A 17,257-nucleotide genomic window follows, 5' to 3' on the forward strand; every position below is an offset into this window, starting at 1 on the left:
GAGACGGGTGGCGACCCGTTATGACCGCTGCCCACAAACCTTCTTCTCAGCAATCGCACTCGCTGCGACCGTAATCTTCTGGCTTTGAGAGAGAACGAGTCCTGAACATACGCCAGGCGAGCAGAAGTCGAGCATATGAATGTCGAGACACTGGTAATCTTGCCAGACTTTGGCGCAAGCGAGAACACATAGAGCCATTCGCTTGTCGGCCGTTACCTCCTTGAGCTGCTCATTGTAGGTCGGGCATCTCAGCCCCTAAAAACAATTGCCTTTACCAAAGCCCCCAACAGTGCACCAACTGCCGCCCCTAGGGCCATTATGAATGCCTTACCGGCGACTGACAACTTTTCGCCTCCCGCAGGAACATTTGCATCTAGGACTGCGATAGCTATAATGCCTAAAACGAACCCAAGGGCAGCGGTACAACCTATTGCTTTAAACATTCTTCGACCTCACCGCGCCATTCGTTCGTAGAAATTCAAATCTTCGCCAATCATATTCGCGAAGCGAATAATTGCAGAACTCCAATTCTCGTTCGCAATATTAGAAGTCGACCATAGATCGGAGTTTTGCTCGATGGTTACTCGCCAAGCCTGGAATGCTCGCTCGGATTCTTCCTGAGTTTCGACGTAGGACAAGTCAAAGGCGAGTACGAGGACATCGTCATCGGTACTTCCTCTGTTTTCCCCCGGGGCCCAAGCTAGAAGCCAAGGGCCATCTTGATCACTTGTACCGACTCTCGCTGCCACGTCGCTTTTGCCGCGCGCTGTGAAGAAGCGAGCTGCCGATGCTATCTCGTCGCTACCAGTATTCCAGTCGTAAGCATCAATCGCTTTCGAGCAAATTTCGGCAGGATCACTGGTCCCCTGCATCTTCCCCTCCAGCTGATCCGCCTCCTGTTGAGACAGCATTGGCCAAACAGTCACAACCTGGCGATCGATGCTAGTTCCCCTCGAAAACTGCGTACTCACGGAATTAACAGATAGCAAAAACCACGACAAATCTTATCGGCTGTGTCTCTCAGAGAGCTTGTTGGTGATCGCAGAAAAGCTATGGAGCCAATCCCGGCAAAATCTTCGTGCGGCATATCTTCCAGCACCGCGAATTTTCTAGATGAACGCAACTCACTCAAGGAGAGTGTCTGACCAATGGGGGGAACTTCAATCAGCTCAATACCTGGACCAATGATCGTCGGCATATTCCTATCCCCACCTGTACCTGGTGCCGGGGGAAGTTGATTGCGAAAGGGTTGCGCGTCAGACATGCTCCGCGTCTGAATATCCTTACGTGAGGCCAAAATTATCCCAACAAATCCCGTATCCGATGACACACCGACGATCTCGGACGGGCTTACCAGGACTTCTTGGCTACCAATACCTAAGAAACCGCCGACCGTCACAATAGCTTCATACTCTGAAGACCACGGAGCCTGAAATATCTCGTCAATCTCTCCGACACGCTCACCAGCGGAATATATATCTAATCCAATAACGTCTTGGGGATTTCTTGAGCTGAGATCAACGATCTCAAAGTTGAAATCTGATGGGCCTTCATAGTCACTACCGATAAGGCGAGATACCGCATTACCACAATCAACCTCGCTTTCGAAGGGATACCCGAAAAGATCGGGATTCTCCGGAACAGCCGTAGCCCCCCTTTGTATTAGCACGGACAGCGCATCACAGGCCGACATATCTTGGGCTACAGATGGGGTTGCCGTAGTTGCGGCAACGAACAGTGCAGAAGATATATATTGCAATTTCATCATACAAAAATCCAATCTTCCAAAATGATCGGACCGCTTCTGGAAAGCGAAGGCTTTCACTTTCATCGGCGCGGCATATTTATGCTACCCGATTCTCTACCCTCGCGCGAGCCTATGAATAATTTGCTGTCCTTGAGTGCTGAGACTCAGGTCGACCACAAGGTGATTTGATTAAGGCCTCACCTTTGATTAAATACCGCAAAAACAGTGGCCAAGCATCCGAAAGAAGAGCCCGACCACAAACCGCTACTTTGGGAAACACCTTCTTCACTTTGGGAAACCGTCAAAGCGATTGCAAGGTAAGTCATTGAAAAATGGTGGGTCGTGACGGACTCGAACCGCCGACATTCTCGGTGTAAACGAGACGCTCTACCAACTGAGCTAACGACCCGAACCGGGGCACCACGCGGTGTAAGGCCGCCGCCACCCGCGGGCAAGGGCGAAGTGGCGGCGCACCGGTGTTCAGACGTAGCGATTGACCACGTTCTCTAGGATTTCCTGCCGGCCCGAGCGCGGCTCTGGGTCGAGGCCTTCGGCCTCCACCCGCGCGGCGACGGTCTCGAGGTCCGACGTGAGCATCGCCTGCGCTTCGGGCGTCTCCCAGCCGGCGTAGCGTGCGCGGCGCGCCGCTTCGAGCTCGCCGCCCTCAAGCATGTCGGCCGCGGCGATCAGGCCGCGCGCGCAGACGTCCATCGCGCCTACATGCGCCGCCACCAGATCCTCGGGGTCGAGCGACTGGCGCCGCAGCTTGGCGTCGAAGTTGGTGCCGCCAGAGGCGAAACCGCCGCCCTTGAGGATCTCGTAATAGGCCAGAGCGACCTCGGGGACATTGTTGGGGAACTGGTCCGTGTCCCAGCCCGACTGGTAGTCGTTGCGGTTCATGTCGATCGAGCCGAACACGCCCAGCGCCTGCGCCAGTGCGATCTCGTGCTCGAAGGAGTGGCCGGCGAGGATCGCGTGACCCTGCTCGATGTTCAGCTTTACCTCCTTCTCGAGGCCGAAGCGCTGGAGGTGGCCGTAGACCGTGGCGACGTCGTAGTCGTACTGGTGCTTGGTCGGCTCCTGCGGCTTGGGTTCGATCAGGATCGCGCCCTCGAAGCCGATCTTGTGCTTGTAGTCCACGACCATCGACAGGAACCGGCCCATCTGGTCGAGCTCGCGACCCATGTCGGTGTTGAGCAGCGTTTCGTAGCCCTCGCGGCCGCCCCAGAGCACGTAATTCTCGCCGCCGAGCTTGTGGGTCGCGTCCATGCACTGCTTCACCGTCGCCGCCGACCACGCGAAAACGTCCGGGTCGGGGTTGGTCGCCGCGCCCGACATGAAGCGGCGGTGCGAGAACAGGTTCGCCGTGCCCCACAGCAGCCGGGTCTTCGACGTCTCCATCTTAGACGCGAAAATGTCGACGATCTCTTCGAAGTTGCGGCGGCTCTCGGCGAAGGTCGCGCCTTCGGGACGGATATCCGCGTCGTGGAAGCAGAAGAACGGCTGGCCGAGGATCTCGAACATCTCGAAGGCGACCTCCGCCTTCATGCGCGCGCCGTCCATCGTATCGCCGAACCACGGCCGGTCGAAGGTCTGGCCGCCGAACGGATCGCCGCCGGGCCAGGCGAAGCTGTGCCAGTAGGCGACGGCAAAGCGCAGATGCTCTTCGAGCCGCTTGCCCATGACCATGCGGTCCGGATCGTAGTGGCGGAAGCAGAGCCCCTCGCCCTGGGGGTCGAAGCGGATGGGTCCGAGATCACCGAAGAAACGCGACATGAATGTCCTCCCGTCAGGGGCCGGTCAGCGGCCCGTCGGACCCTGTGTTAGCGGTCGCAGGCCAGGCGGTCGAGACCCGATCTTACGCCGCTTGGAGGGGCGTCACGGCACATCGCGGAAAGGGAGGATGGTGGGTGATAGAGGATTTGAACCTCTGACATCTTCGATGTGAACGAAGCGCTCTACCACTGAGCTAATCACCCGGTGGGCGGTCTCTTAGACTCAGTCGTTACCGGACGCAAGGGGGTCGTGGTCGTCCGTGGCGTCATTCCCGGAAGCCGCCTTTTGCGTCGCGGAGGGGCGACGGATCCGGGCGGTCAGGACCTCCGCATTGGTGGTGTCGCGGGCGTTGGTCAGCTTGACCTTGCCGAGCGGCGGCAGGTTCAGATCCCGGCCCGAGGCCAGCGTTTCACCGAGGATGGCCAGCAGTGCCTCCACCGCGGGCTTGGCATCGCGCTTGCGGACGCCGCTGCGGGCGACGACCTCTTCCACGAGGTCGCGCTTCTTCATGTCCGGCTGGTGCGCCGGCGGCAGGCGGGAAGGATCGAGGGTTGCGGCCACGGCCGCGTCGATCGCGGTCTCCCGGGCGCTGCGATCCTCCTCGGCTGAGGGGGCGGACGGGGCGTCTGTCGGGGTGGTCCGGGCCATGTCACGTGTCCTTCCTGCTCTGGCGCGATACGGTTCCGCGCCCGGTCTTGTCCGAACGCTAACATGGCACCGGCGCATGAACACTTCCCTGACATGCGAGCGCAGCCATGCGTCGACACCGTGACCCGATCTCCACAATTTTGCATCCGGGGGACTCAAAAAAGCGGCGGCACCCCTTGGGACGCCGCCGCTGTTCGTCAGGATCGGGCCGAAGCGATCAGTGCGTGACCGCACCGTCGGACTTGTCGTCGGCACGGGCCATCGCGTCGAGAGCGGCGGCCTCGGCCTCCTCGTCCCAGTCGATGGCCTCGGGCTCGCGGATCAGGGCCAGCTTGAGCACTTCGGAGACGTGCTCCACCGGGATGATCTCGAGCCCCTCCTTCACATTGTCGGGCAGCTCGGCCAAGTCCTTCTCGTTCTCCTTGGGAATGAGAACGGTCTTGATCCCGCCGCGCAGCGCCGCGAGCAGCTTCTCTTTCAGGCCGCCGATGGCGCTGGCATTGCCGCGCAGCGTCACCTCACCGGTCATGGCGATGTCCTTCCGGACCGGGATTCCAGTCAGGACCGAGACGATGGCCGTGACCATGGCCAGACCGGCGGACGGGCCGTCCTTGGGCGTCGCGCCGTCGGGCACGTGGACATGGATGTCCCACTTCTCGAAGCGCGGCGGCTTGACCCCGATCTGCGGCGACACAGAACGCACGTAGGACGACGCCGCGTCGATCGACTCCTTCATCACGTCGCCCAGCGTGCCGGTGGTCTTCATCCGGCCCTTGCCCGGCAGGCGCAGCGCCTCGATGTGCAGCAGGTCGCCGCCCACCGACGTGTAGGCAAGGCCCGTGACCACGCCGACCTGGTTCTCGTCTTCGGCCAGCCCGTAACGATGCTTTCGCACGCCCAGGAAGTCCGGAAGGTTCTCGGCGGTCACGGTGACCGTCGAGGTCTCCTTCTTGACGATCTGGGTCACCGCCTTGCGGGCGATCTTGGCCAGCTCGCGCTCGAGGTTCCGCACGCCCGCCTCGCGGGTGTAGTAGCGGATGGTGTCGACCAGAGCCTGGTCCTCGACGACGAATTCGCCGTCCTTGAGACCGTGGTTCTTGATCTGCTTGGGCAACAGGTGCCGCTTGGCGATCTCGGCCTTCTCGTCCTCGGTGTAGCCCGACAGCGGAATGATCTCCATCCGGTCCAGCAGCGGGCCCGGCATGTTGTAGGAGTTCGCCGTGGTCAGGAACATCACGTTCGACAGGTCGTACTCGACCTCGAGGTAGTGGTCCACGAAGGTCGCGTTCTGCTCGGGGTCGAGCACCTCGAGCATGGCCGAGGCCGGGTCGCCGCGGAAGTCCTGACCCATCTTGTCGATCTCGTCGAGCAGGATGAGCGGGTTGGTCGTCTTGGCCTTCTTCAGCGCCTGGATGATCTTCCCCGGCATGGAGCCGATGTAGGTCCGGCGGTGGCCGCGGATCTCGGACTCGTCACGCACGCCGCCCAGCGAGATACGGATGAACTCGCGGCCCGTGGCCTTCGCGACGGACTGGCCGAGCGACGTCTTGCCCACGCCCGGAGGGCCGACGAGGCACATGATCGGCCCCTTCAGCTTCTTCGAGCGCTGCTGCACGGCGAGATACTCGACGATCCGCTCCTTCACCTTCTCGAGGCTGTAGTGATCGTCGTCGAGGATCTTCTCGGCGCGGCCCAGGTCCTTCTTGACCTTGGACTTGGTGCCCCACGGGATCGACAGCATCCAGTCGAGATAGTTGCGGACCACGGTGGCCTCGGCGGACATCGGGCTCATGTTCTTGAGCTTCTTGATCTCCGCGTCGGCCTTTTCGCGCGCTTCCTTGGACAGCTTCGTCTCGGAGATGCGCTTCTCGAGCTCCTGCACCTCGTTCTGGCCGTCCTCGCCGTCGCCCAGCTCCTTCTGAATGGCCTTCATCTGCTCATTCAGATAATATTCGCGCTGAGTGCGCTCCATCTGCGACTTGACGCGGGTCTTGATCTTCTTCTCGACCTGCAGGACCGACATCTCGCCCTGCATGTGGCCGTAGACCTTCTCCAGCCGGTCGGACACGGCGAGCGTTTCCAGAAGCTCCTGCTTCTGGTTCACCTCGATGCCCAGATGACCCGCGACGAGGTCGGCAAGCTTCGCCGGCTCGGTGGTCTCGGAGACGGTCGAAAGCGCCTCTTCGGGGATATTCTTCTTGATCTTCGCATAGCGCGCGAACTCGTCCGCGACCGAACGCACCAGCGCCGTGATCGCGGTGTTGTCGCCCGGCATTTCCGAGAGATACTCTGCGCGCGCCTCGAAGTAGTCCTCGTTATCGAGATACTCGGTGATCTTCACCCGCGCCTGACCTTCGACCAGCACCTTCACGGTGCCGTCGGGCAGCTTGAGCAGTTGCAGCACGTTCGCAAGCACGCCCGCGGTGTAGATGCGGTCGGACGTGGGGTCGTCCTCCGCCGGGTCGATCTGGCTTGCCAGCAGGATCTGCTTGTCGTCCTGCATGACCTCTTCCAGTGCCCGCACGGACTTGTCCCGGCCCACGAAGAGCGGAACGATCATGTGCGGAAAGACGACGATGTCGCGAAGCGGCAGCACCGGGTAAGAGGCGTTGAGTGGCTGTTGCATACGCTTTCCTTTGCTAGAGCAGGACGGCATGGCCCCGGCGTGGCGGCGGCCTTTTGCAGTCCCCTATCCTCGGGTGACGATTTGTGTCCGAGGCTAGCCCTTTTCAAGCGCCGTGCGCCAGCGCCGATCGCATCGCAGGCTTACCGCCGCAGCGTTCGGCACCCCAAGAATGTCGCCAAGGCGACGTTCGAAGCGCAATATGTTGGCGAATGGGCGGACGTGCCCCGGCTTAGTAGACCACCAGTTCGCTTGGCGGCTTGTCGGTCGACGCCGAGACTGCGACGATCTCGCTCACCGAGCCGCCGCCCGCGGCCGCGATGCCGGTCAGGGTCACGTCCCAGCAGGCCGGCGTACCGGCTGCGGTGGGGCATTCGGCGACGAAGTTGACCTGCCGGCCCTGCGCCGCCAGTTCGATCGCATCCTTCAGAAGCGCGCGCGCCCGCTCGGGCCAGAGCGCCCACCACTCCTGCCCCAGCACCGGTCCGAGGTCCGGGATTTCCATGGCGCAGCGACCGTTGTGGCTCATGTAGCGCAGCCGGCCGTCGGTCTCGAGAAGCTTCACGCAATCGGGCGAGAACGCCATCAGGGTCGCCGTGCGCATGTCGATCTCGACGCCGTGGGCGCGCGCATCCTCGATGTCGCGGGTGATCTCGGTTCGTGCCATCTGCTGCGGTGCCATGCGTCCTGCCCTTTCCTCGTGCGAACGTCTTTTTCATTTCCTGCCATAATCATTAGCAGGACGTCGCACGAAGCCCAGACAAAACGCGCAAGGGCGCCCCGTTTCGGGACGCCCTGTCGCAATCTCGTCTTCCGGCCGAGCCGGGGCCCCTCACTCGGCGGCGGTGTGGTTTGCCGTCGCCACCTGCTCGAGGAAGGGATAGTCGGTGTAACCGGCCTCTCCCCCACCGTAGAACGTGTCCTGATCGGGCTCGTTCATCGGCGCGTCGCGATGCAGGCGCTTGACCAGGTCCGGGTTGGCGATGAACGGCACGCCGAAGGCCACGAGGTCCGCGTCGCCGTTCTCGACCCGCGAAATCGCGAGGTCGCGGTCATAGCCGTTGTTGCCCATCCAGACGCCGCCGAAACGGTCCTTGAGCGCGCGCATGTCCACGTCGTCGGGCCAGTTGCGCGGACCGCCGGTCTGGCCCTCGATCATGTGCACATAGGCGAGCCCCAGCGGCGCCAGGCCGTCGATCACGTGCTCGGCCAGCGCCTTGGGATCGCTGTCCGTGGCATCGTTGGCGCTGGAGAACGGCGACAGGCGCACGCCCACACGTCCCGCGCCCCAAACGCCGGTCACCACGTCGAGCACCTCGAACAGGAGCCGCGACCGGTTCTCCAGCGACCCGCCATAGGCGTCCTCGCGCTTGTTGGAGCCGTCCTTGAGGAACTGGTCCAGCAGGTAGCCGTTCGCGCCATGGACCTCGACCCCGTCGAAGCCTGCTCGCTTGGCGTTCTCGGCAGCGCGGCGGTAGTCCTCGACGATGCGCGGCAGCTCGTCCAGCCGCAGGGCACGCGGTTCGGAGACGTCGACCTTCTTCTCGCCGTCGAAGGTCGGGGCATTGGCACGCACCGCGGACGGCGCCACCGGGTCCTGCCCACCGGGCTGCAGCGAGGTGTGCGAGATGCGGCCCACGTGCCAGAGCTGAAGCACGATGCGTCCACCGGCCTCGTGCACGCCGTCGACAACCTTCTTCCACGCCTCGACCTGAGCGTCGGAGTGGATGCCCGGCGTCCAGGCGTACCCCTTGCCCTCGGGCGAGATCTGCGTGGCCTCGGTGATGATGAGCCCGGCGCCGGCGCGCTGGGTGTAGTATTCCACGTGCATGTCCATCGGCGCGTCGTCCTCGTTCATCGCGCGGTTGCGCGTGAGCGGGGCCATGACGATGCGGTTCTTGAGCGCGATGTCGCCGGCCGTGGTCGGGGAGAAGAGCTTGGCCTCGGTCATCGGAAATGTCCTTTCGGTTGCCTGATGCGTGGCATCGGATGGCACGGAGCTAGGAAGTCGCACGCGACCTTCCACCCCTGCCCCCGCGGCACGCCGCCTTGCATCCCGCGCAACTCCTGTGCGTCGGTGCGACGGAACCCGAAGGGCCGGTCCTTGGCTGTCTGGGGACGGAGCGAGCGCTTTGTCCTCGCGCTCCCGGGATATTTTTGCCAAGAAGAAGCGGCAAGGACCGGAACTTGCCGCGCACAGAAGACATGGCCGGACCGGACCTGTTTACGGGCTGGCGGGCCACCGCGAAGGCTCTGCATGTGCGGGCCTGTGCGTCGCAGCAAGAACAGTATGCAAAGCGTCGCAACGCAGTGTCCGGATGGTCATCGCGGAGGCGCGGAGGACCGCCGGGCGCGGGCGATCGGCTTGCCCCCCGTTGCAAAAGAGTCATTTTACTTTCACACGGGGGCGCCCTAAGCGGCGGTCAAGCACGAGAGGCCGCCCGGCGTGGCGGCCCGGAACGGAACGGACAAGGGAGCGGTCCTGATGCGTATCGCCATTCTCGGGGGGGACGGCTTCGTGGGCTGGCCGACCTGTCTTCACCTGTCGGCCAAGGGCCACGACGTCCACATCATCGACAATCTCAGCCGCCGCTGGATCGACACCGAGCTCGGCGTCCAGTCGCTGACGCCGATGGACTCGATCCAGGAGCGCTGCCGCATCTGGAAGGACGTGTCGGGCGAGAGCCTGCACTTCCACCTGCTGGACCTTGCGAAGGATTACGAGCGGCTCAAGCAGTGGCTGGCGGAATACCGGCCCGACGCCATCGTCCACTTCGCCGAGCAGCGCGCCGCGCCCTACTCGATGAAGTCCGACCGCCACAAGACCTACACCGTCGACAACAACGTCAGCGCCACGCACAACCTGCTGACCGCGCTGGTGGAAACCGGCATCGACGCGCATCTCGTCCACCTCGGGACGATGGGCGTCTACGGCTATTCCTCGGTCGGCGCGCCGATCCCCGAGGGCTACCTCGATGTCGAGATCGACACGCCGGCGGGCAAGAAGGAGCAGGAAATTCTGTATCCCACGCGCCCCGGCTCGGTCTATCACATGACCAAGTCGCTGGATCAGATCCTGTTCCAGTTCTACGCCCAGAACGACGGCGTGCGGATCACCGACCTGCACCAGGGCATCGTGTGGGGCACCCACACCGAGCAGACGCGCCGCCACGAGCAGCTGATCAACCGCTTCGACTACGACGGCGATTACGGCACGGTGCTTAACCGTTTCTTGATCCAGGCGGCGATCGATTACCCGCTCACGGTGCACGGCACCGGTGGGCAGACCCGCGCCTTCATCCACATCCAGGACAGCGTGCGCTGTATCGAGCTTGCGCTGCAGGATGCGCCGGAGGCCGGTGACCGGGTGTCGATCTTTAACCAGATGACCGAAACGCACCGGGTGCGCGACCTCGCCGAGATGGTGGCGGGCCAGACCGGAGCGCGCGTGGCCTACCTGCCGAACCCGCGCAAGGAAGCCGCCGAGAACGACCTCATCGTGAAGAACGACAAGTTCCTCGCGCTCGGGCTCGAGCCGACGACGCTGGCCGAGGGCCTGTTGTCCGAGGTCGTGGACGTGGCGAAGAAATATGCCCACCGCATCGACCGCAGCCGCGTTCCGGCGGTGTCGGGCTGGACCAAGGCGCTCGGCCAGCGGGTCGAGCGGGACCCGGAGGGCAAATCGCTCAAGTCGGTGTCGTGAGCGCGCTGCGCCCCGAAGGCCCCGCCCGAACGGACCGGGCCTTCGTTACGCTCGTCACCAATGCCGATTTCGCGCGGGGAGCGGCGGCGCTGCTGCACTCTCTGGCGCTCACCGGCTCGGACGCGGATCGCGTGGTGCTGCACACCGAGGCGGTGCCCGCGGACGCGCTGGCCGTGCTGCGCGATCGCGGCGCGCGGCTGGTGGAAACGGACCTGCTGCCCACCAGCCCCGCGTTCAACGCAGCCCACGCCAAGGACCAGGTGCACGGGCGCAACCCCTTCACCAAGGGCGAGAAGCCACCCTTCCATACACCGCTCGACAATTTCGCGAAGCTGCGGCTGTGGCAGCTCGACTACGCGCGGGTGGTCTTTCTGGACGCCGACACGCTGGTGCTGCGCAATATCGACCGGCTTTTCGACTATCCCGAGTTCTGCGCCGCGCCGAACGTCTACGAGGGGCTTGGCGACTTCCACCGGATGAACTCCGGCGTGTTCACCGCACGACCGTCCGAGGACACCTTCCGCGGCATGCTCGAGCGGCTCGACGCGCCGGGCGCGTTCTGGCGGCGCACCGACCAGACCTTCCTGCAGGACCACTTCCCCGCCTGGCACGGGCTGCCGGTCTTCGACAACATGCTCCAGTACGTCTGGTTCAACATGCCCGAGCTCTGGGCGTGGGACGAGATCAACGTCCTGCATTTCCAGTACGAGAAGCCGTGGCAGGACCACGCCAAGGCCGACCGGCTGCGCCCGCTCATCGAGCTGTGGCAGACCTACGCGCGCGGCGAGACGCCGGACCTCGCCGCCCTGCCCGCGCCGTGAGGGTCGCGATCACCGGGGCCACGGGCTATGTCGGGCGGTTCTTCGTGGCGCGCGCGCTGGCGGACGGCCATCGGGTCACGGCGCTGACCCGGCACGCGCCGGGCGGGCCGGTCGATCACCTGCCCTACGACCTCGGCGCGGCGCCGCCGGAGCTGTCTGGCACCGACCTGCTGGTTCACACGGCTTTCGCGCACATCCCCGGGCGCTATCGTGGCGGAGAGGGTGACGATCCCGACGGCTTTCTCGCCGCGAACCTCGACGGGACGCGACGGCTCTTCGACGCGGCGGCGCGGGCGGGCGTCCCGCGGGTGGCGTTCCTGTCGTCGCGTGCGGTGTTCGACGGGTTGCCCCCGGGCGCGGACCTGCCGGAGGGATGCGCGCCCGACCCGAAATCGCTCTACGGGCAGGCCAAGCTGACGGCCGAGCGGCATCTCTCCGCCCTGCCCCTTCGCGGCTGGTCGCTGCGGGCGACAGGCGTGTTCGGGCTGGAGCCGCACGACCTGCCGCGCGCGACGCCGCCGGCCTGGCAGAAATGGCGGGACGTACTGACCGAGGCCTTCTCAGGCCGGGCGCCTGCCCCGCGGCGCGGGACGGAGGTGCACGGCGCGGATCTTGCCGATGCACTCGCGCGGCTGGTGGCAGCGGAAGCTCCGGCGGGGCCGGTGCACGTGTCGGACATCCTCCTCGACACGCGAGAGCTTGTCGGGACGGCAGCGCGCGCGGCGGGGCGGGAGGCGGCCCTGCCCGCCCCCTCGGACGCGCCGGTCAGCGCGATGACCTGCGAGACGCTGGTCGGGCTTGGCTGGGCTCCGGACGGCCGCGCGCGGCTCGAAATGGAACTACCGGCGCTGCTGACGGCCTTTGGGCTGGTCTGAGCGAGGGACGTGTCCGCCGCGGCGGCTCCAGCCGGAACGCAGGCGTCCGTATCGACCGAAGGCACGTGGCGGGTGTCTGACCTTCGCATCGGCAGCCGCCCCGGACCAGCGCCCGCATATGCGCGCAGCGACCCGGCGCGCCCGCCCTACTCCGCCGCGAGCACGGTCTGACGCTGGGTGCCCAGCCCCTCGACGCTCAGTTCCATGACGTCGCCCGCGCGCAGGAACCGCTGGGGTTTCATGCCCATGCCCACGCCCTCGGGCGTGCCGGTGGCGATGATGTCACCGGGCACGAGGCGCATGAACCGGCTCATGTACGAAATGATGTGCGCCACGCCGAAGATCATGTCGGAGGTGTTCGAGCTTTGCATCGTCTCGCCGTTCACCGAGAGCGACAAGGCCAGCTTCTGCGGGTCCGGCACCTCGTCGGCGGTCACGAGCCACGGCCCGACGGGGCCGAAGCCGGGCGCCGACTTGCCCTTGATCCACTGGCCCTTGCGCTCGATCTGGAATTCCCGCTCGGACACGTCGTTGACCACGCAATAGCCGGCCACGTAGTCCAGTGCCTCGGCCTCCGAGACGTAAAGGGCTTCGCGCCCGATCACCACGCCCAGTTCGACCTCCCAGTCGGCCTTCTCCGAGCCGCGAGGCAGCGGCACGTCGTCGTTCGGGCCCGACAGCGCCGAGGCGGCCTTGGAGAACAGGATCGGCTCGGGCGGCGGCTTGCCGCCGGTTTCGGCAGCGTGGCGGGCATAGTTCAGCCCGATGCAGTGGAACGTCGGCACCCGGCCGAGGCACGCCCCCAGCCGGCCCGGCGAATTGACCACTGGCAGGCTCTCGACGTCGAGCGCGCGGACCCGGTCCAGCGCGGCGAACGACACGCCGTCTCCGGCGAAGTCCGGCACATGGCCCGTGAGGTCGCGCACCTGGCCTTCGGCGTCCAGAAGGCCCGGTTTCTCTTGGCCCTTCGCTCCGAAGCGCAGCAGTTTCATCCTCGTCCCTCCCGGTGGTGCTGATCCGGGCGCAGGATGGGCCGAACCGGGCCGTGGCCGCAAGGGTCCGCGCGCGGTCGAGTCAGGCCACGCGCGTGGGCAGCGGACGCCCGTCGAGGAAGGCCCGGATGTTGTCGCGCTGCACCCGGCCCATCGCGGCGCGGCACTCATGCGTCGAAGTGGCATGGTGCGGTTGCAGGACCGCGTTGGGCAGCGCCAGAAGACGCGGGTCCACCTCCGGCTCTCCGACGAAGACGTCCAGCCCAGCACCGCCGAGACGCCCGTCCTGCAGCGCGGCGATCAGCGCCTCTTCGTCCACCGTGTTGCCGCGCGCGATGTTCACAAGGCAGCCGCCGGGGCCCACCGCCTCGATCATCTCGCGCGTGACGAAGCCCGCGGTCTCGGGGCCGCCCTTCAGTGCCACGAACAGCACGTCCACCGAGGCCGCGAGGTCCACCGGATCGGCGTGGAACGTCCAGCCCGGCGTCTCCTTCTCGGAGCGGGCGTAGTAGTGCACGTCCATCTTGAAGGCGGCAAGCCGGTCGGCGATCTCGTGCCCGATCCGGCCCAGTCCCAGCACGCCCGCGCGGCCCCCGCTGGCGGTGTGGGCGAGCGGCGGTGGTCCCTCGGAGGCCCAGCGTCCGTCGCGCAGCCAGCGACCCGCCATGTCGGTGCTGCGCCGCTGCATCAACCAAAGCGCGATGGCGAAGTCCGCAACGTCGTCGTTCAGCACATCGGGCGTGTTCGTCACCGCGATGCCACGTTCCTGCGCCGCCCCCGTGTCGATCGCGTCGTAGCCCACGCCGAAATTCGCGATCAGGCCGAGCTTCGGCAGAAGGTCCATCTCGGCAGGCCCGAACGGCTTGCCACCCCCCTTGTAGGCCACCGCCTCGATGCCCGCGCGCGTGGTCTCGTCGAGCGAGGCGAGGTCCGCGATCGCCGCCAGGCGGACCGGATCGAAGGTCTCGGACAGCGCGGCGTCGGCCTCCTCGGAATAGGTGCCTACGGCAAGGGTTCGGGACATGCGGGGCCTCCAATCTCGGTCCGGATCGGCGCAGAGGTGTGCGCCTGGCACCTGCGATGTCAACGCGTTACCGTCGGCCCTTCACCGGAATCCTGCCTCCCCCGCGCGGCCATGGCGTCCGGTGACCGTTCCTTGGTCACGCCGGCCGCGGACGGACGGCGCGGAAGGCGACCCGCCGGGCCGCCGTCCTCCGAGCTCAGCGTTCCGGGATCAGCCCGCGCGGGCTGAACCGCAGCACCAGAAGCAGCACGAGGCCCATGGTGAGCAGCCGGATATGCGCCGACGACGCCAGCAGGTGCGCCTTGAGCGCCGAGCCGTCCGCCAGCGGCGCCGCGATGGCCGACATCAGGAGTTGCCCCATCGGCTCCACCTGGACCCACAGGAACCAGATCAGGAAGCCGCCCAGCACCGCACCGAGGTTCGAGCCCGACCCGCCGACAATCACCATCACCCAGACGAGGAAGGTGAAACGCAGCGGCTGGTACGAGGCCGGCGTGAGCTGCCCGTCGAGCGTGGTCATCATCGCGCCGGCAAGCCCGCAGACCGCCGAGCCCAGCACGAAGATCTGCAGGTGGCGGCGGGTGACGTCCTTGCCCATCGCCCGCGCCGCGGTCTCGTTGTCGCGGATCGCGCGCATCATCCGACCCCACGGCGAGTTCAGCGCCAGCTGCGCCAGAACGAACACGATCACCAGCACCACTGCGAAGAGGATGCCGTAATTCACCTTCACCCAGAGGCCCGAAGCCGTCACCGGGTCGAGGCCGAAGCCCTCGGCGCGGCTGATGAAGATGTCGGATTGCTGCAGGTCCACCTCGTAGGGCACGGGCCGCGGCAGGCCGATCACATTCTTCACGCCGCGCGCCAGCCAGTCCTCGTTCTTGAGCGCGGCGACGACGATCTCGGCGATGCCGAGCGTCGCGATGGCGAGGTAGTCCGAGCGGAGGCCGAGAGCCGTCTTGCCGATCACCCATGCCGCGCCGGCGGCCAGAAGCCCGCCCACCGGCCACGACAGCAGGATCGGCAGGCCGAGCCCGCCGAGGAAGCCCGAGGTCGAGGAATTGACCGCCTCGACCGCCTCCACGGCCGGGTCGAACACCGCGCGGTAGATCACGAAGCCCAGAAGCAGGATCGCCACGACAGCCAGCGCCCGCAGGCGCCCGGGCACCATGCGCTGCCAGGCGAGCACGGCCGCCACGACCGACGCCGCGCCCAGCACGAGGCCCGCAAGCAGGCGGAGGCCGCCAGCGGACCAGGCCTCGCCCACCGGCTCGACCGAAACCAGAACCGCCGCCAGCCCGCCGAGCGCGACGAAGCCCATGACGCCCACGTTGAAGAGGCCCGCGAAGCCCCATTGCAGGTTCACCCCGAGAGCCATGACCGCCGAGACGAGGCCCATGTTGAGGATCACCAGCGCCGAGTTCCAGCTCTGCAGCAGGCCGGTCAGCACGATCAGGCCGGCGGTGCCGGCAAACAGAAGGGTTGTGCGCAGGGTGTGGCTCATACCGACTTCCCCCGGAAGAGGCCCGTGGGCCGGAACAGTAGGACGATCACGAGGATCATGAAGCTGACCGCGAACTTGTAATCCGTGGACAGAAGCTGGACGAGACCGTCGGGCGCCACCGCCTCGGGCAGCGCATATTCCAGCACCCGTTTCCAGGCGTAGGTGATCGTCACCTCCGAGAACGCGATCACGAACCCGCCCGCGATCGCCCCGAGCGGCGAGCCGAGGCCGCCGACGATGGCCGCCGCGAAGATCGGCAACAGGAGCTGGAAGTAGGTGAACGGCTTGAAGCTCTTGTCGAGGCCGTAGAGCACGCCCGCCACGGTGGCGAGCGCTGCGACGATGATCCACGTCACCGCCACCACCCGCTCGGGGTTGATCCCCGACAGGAGCGCGAGGTCCTCGTTGTCCGAGAACGCCCGCATGGACTTGCCGGTGCGGGTGCGGTTGAGGAACCAGAACAGCGCCGCGACCACCACGATCGCGGTCAAGATGGTGATCGCCTGGCTCGTGCGCAGGCCGAAGCCTTCCTCGAGGCCGGTCCACGCCTCGAAGTCGCGCACCGTGAAGATGAAGCGCTCCCCGTCGTCGAAGCGGCGGTCGTCCGGACCGACGATCAGTCGGACGATGCCGTTGTAGATGAACATCACGCCCATCGACACGATCACGAGGATGATCGGGTTGGCCTTCTGCCGCCGGTAGAAGCGGTAGACTGCCCGGTCCGTCCCGAGCAGCATCAGCGCGGCGCCGGCGATCCCCAGGGGCAGCGCCAGCAGCGCGGTCGGCACCGGGCCGAGCGACACCCCGATGCCCTGCAGCGCCCAGGTGAACAGGATCGTCACCATCGTGCCGAAGGCCATGGAATCGCCGTGCGCGAAGTTCGAGAAACGCAGGATGCCGTAGACCAGCGTAACGCCCAGCGCACCCAGCGCCAGCTGCGCGCCGTAGGCCGTGGCCGGCATCACGACGAAGTTCATCAGCACCATCAAGGCGTTGAGAAGATCCATTAATTGTCCTCCACACGGCAGGTGCCGAGAATGCGCGAGCGCCGAAGCCCGCTTAGTCCAAGCGCTTCAACGTCGATGCGCGCCGGCGTCCCGGAGTGGTTCAGTCGCCGTGACATCCGCAGCACCCGGTCCTGCAAGAAGCCGTACCGGAACGGGATGGTGACCTCGTTCGTGCCGTCGTCAGTGAATTTCACAAACCCCAGGGTAGACCGAGCGTCCCGAATCCAGGTGCCGAAAAGCACTCGGGCCTCTGGTCCGTCGACCTCCGGTCCCTCGATCAGCAGCGGCGATGCATAGATCAGGGCATTGATCTGCTCGCCGAACTGCATGAGGTTTATAGCCATCTTCGCCGGGCCAAATGTTTCGCAGGTATCGGAGGCGTCGCAGCTCCGAAAAAACGTGCACGCCACGACACTGAAGGTCGTCTTCCTGAGGATTTCCTCGCCATGGCCGGTTCGGGGCAGGACGACGAGGCAGCCCGCCAGTCCGACCCAGAGCGCCAGCGCCGCCGCGCCCGTGCTGCGTCGTGCCAAGGCCATG

Annotated in this window: 15 protein-coding genes, 2 tRNA genes and 1 pseudogene; 4 read left to right on the top strand and 14 right to left on the bottom strand. The window is 65.5% G+C overall.

Annotated elements, in window-relative coordinates; all coding sequences use genetic code 11:
- A pseudogene (locus BMX29_RS18935) lies at positions 1-88 on the top strand (IS5/IS1182 family transposase); the annotation flags it as partial.
- A 364-nt stretch (positions 89-452) separates the two neighbouring features.
- Here BMX29_RS18935 and BMX29_RS18940 read toward each other — a convergent pair.
- The 9 genes from BMX29_RS18940 to BMX29_RS15830 all read right to left on the bottom strand — a co-directional run bounded on the left by BMX29_RS18940 (position 453) and on the right by BMX29_RS15830 (position 8,745).
- Positions 453-872, bottom strand: a complete 420-nt coding sequence (locus BMX29_RS18940; RefSeq protein ID WP_139197065.1) for a hypothetical protein — start codon at positions 870-872, stop codon at positions 453-455.
- A gap of 95 nt (positions 873-967) precedes the next feature.
- Positions 968-1,831, bottom strand: coding sequence for a PRC-barrel domain-containing protein (locus BMX29_RS15795; RefSeq protein WP_092814708.1), 864 nt, complete (start codon positions 1,829-1,831; stop codon positions 968-970).
- A gap of 249 nt (positions 1,832-2,080) precedes the next feature.
- Positions 2,081-2,156 (bottom strand) — tRNA-Val (locus tag BMX29_RS15800).
- A 71-nt stretch (positions 2,157-2,227) separates the two neighbouring features.
- Positions 2,228-3,523: a xylose isomerase gene (gene xylA / locus BMX29_RS15805; protein WP_043842401.1), complete on the bottom strand. Its 1,296-nt coding sequence runs from the start codon at positions 3,521-3,523 to the stop codon at positions 2,228-2,230.
- Between the two features lie 128 nt (positions 3,524-3,651).
- A tRNA-Val gene (locus tag BMX29_RS15810) sits at positions 3,652-3,726 on the bottom strand.
- A gap of 19 nt (positions 3,727-3,745) precedes the next feature.
- Positions 3,746-4,171, bottom strand: coding sequence for an HU family DNA-binding protein (locus BMX29_RS15815; protein ID WP_244889263.1), 426 nt, complete (start codon positions 4,169-4,171; stop codon positions 3,746-3,748).
- Between the two features lie 217 nt (positions 4,172-4,388).
- Positions 4,389-6,797, bottom strand: a complete 2,409-nt coding sequence (gene lon, locus BMX29_RS15820) for an endopeptidase La (RefSeq protein WP_043842400.1) — start codon at positions 6,795-6,797, stop codon at positions 4,389-4,391.
- Positions 6,798-7,026: 229 nt separating this feature from the next.
- Entirely contained in the window at positions 7,027-7,476 is a 450-nt protein-coding gene (locus BMX29_RS15825; RefSeq protein WP_092814711.1) for a PAS domain-containing protein, read from the bottom strand.
- A gap of 150 nt (positions 7,477-7,626) precedes the next feature.
- Positions 7,627-8,745 carry an alkene reductase gene (locus BMX29_RS15830; protein ID WP_092814714.1) on the bottom strand — a complete coding sequence of 373 codons (1,119 nt, stop codon included), beginning with the start codon at positions 8,743-8,745 and terminating at the stop codon, positions 7,627-7,629.
- Between the two features lie 534 nt (positions 8,746-9,279).
- Here BMX29_RS15830 and BMX29_RS15835 point away from each other — a divergent pair.
- The 3 genes from BMX29_RS15835 to BMX29_RS15845 are packed head-to-tail and all read left to right on the top strand — an operon-like array spanning position 9,280 to position 12,193.
- Positions 9,280-10,497 carry an NAD-dependent epimerase/dehydratase family protein gene (locus BMX29_RS15835; RefSeq protein WP_043842394.1) on the top strand — a complete coding sequence of 406 codons (1,218 nt, stop codon included), beginning with the start codon at positions 9,280-9,282 and terminating at the stop codon, positions 10,495-10,497.
- A complete protein-coding gene (locus BMX29_RS15840; protein ID WP_244889264.1) occupies positions 10,494-11,318 on the top strand; it encodes a glycosyltransferase in 825 nt (274 codons plus the stop codon). Before BMX29_RS15835 ends, BMX29_RS15840 begins: the two co-directional genes overlap by 4 nt.
- Positions 11,315-12,193 (top strand): NAD-dependent epimerase/dehydratase family protein, encoded by an 879-nt coding sequence (locus BMX29_RS15845; RefSeq protein WP_092814717.1) that lies wholly within the window; start codon positions 11,315-11,317, stop codon positions 12,191-12,193. Before BMX29_RS15840 ends, BMX29_RS15845 begins: the two co-directional genes overlap by 4 nt.
- Positions 12,194-12,339: 146 nt before the next feature.
- Here BMX29_RS15845 and BMX29_RS15850 read toward each other — a convergent pair whose 3' ends face one another.
- From BMX29_RS15850 to BMX29_RS15870, 5 genes are all read right to left on the bottom strand, one after another.
- A complete protein-coding gene (locus BMX29_RS15850) occupies positions 12,340-13,185 on the bottom strand; it encodes a fumarylacetoacetate hydrolase family protein (protein ID WP_092814720.1) in 846 nt (281 codons plus the stop codon).
- An 82-nt stretch (positions 13,186-13,267) separates the two neighbouring features.
- Complete coding sequence (locus BMX29_RS15855) at positions 13,268-14,209, bottom strand: 2-hydroxyacid dehydrogenase (protein ID WP_092814723.1); 942 nt, start codon at positions 14,207-14,209, stop codon at positions 13,268-13,270.
- Positions 14,210-14,405: 196 nt separating this feature from the next.
- Complete coding sequence (locus BMX29_RS15860; RefSeq protein ID WP_175471215.1) at positions 14,406-15,710, bottom strand: branched-chain amino acid ABC transporter permease; 1,305 nt, start codon at positions 15,708-15,710, stop codon at positions 14,406-14,408.
- A complete protein-coding gene (locus BMX29_RS15865) occupies positions 15,707-16,717 on the bottom strand; it encodes a branched-chain amino acid ABC transporter permease (protein ID WP_043842389.1) in 1,011 nt (336 codons plus the stop codon). The genes BMX29_RS15860 and BMX29_RS15865 overlap by 4 nt, the downstream gene beginning before the upstream one ends.
- Entirely contained in the window at positions 16,717-17,256 is a 540-nt protein-coding gene (locus BMX29_RS15870; RefSeq protein ID WP_092814726.1) for a hypothetical protein, read from the bottom strand. Before BMX29_RS15870 ends, BMX29_RS15865 begins: the two co-directional genes overlap by 1 nt.
- Position 17,257: the final 1 nt, after the last annotated feature.

This window comes from Roseivivax marinus, assembly GCF_900109705.1.
In the GTDB taxonomy this organism is placed as follows: Bacteria; Pseudomonadota; Alphaproteobacteria; order Rhodobacterales; family Rhodobacteraceae; genus Roseivivax; species Roseivivax marinus.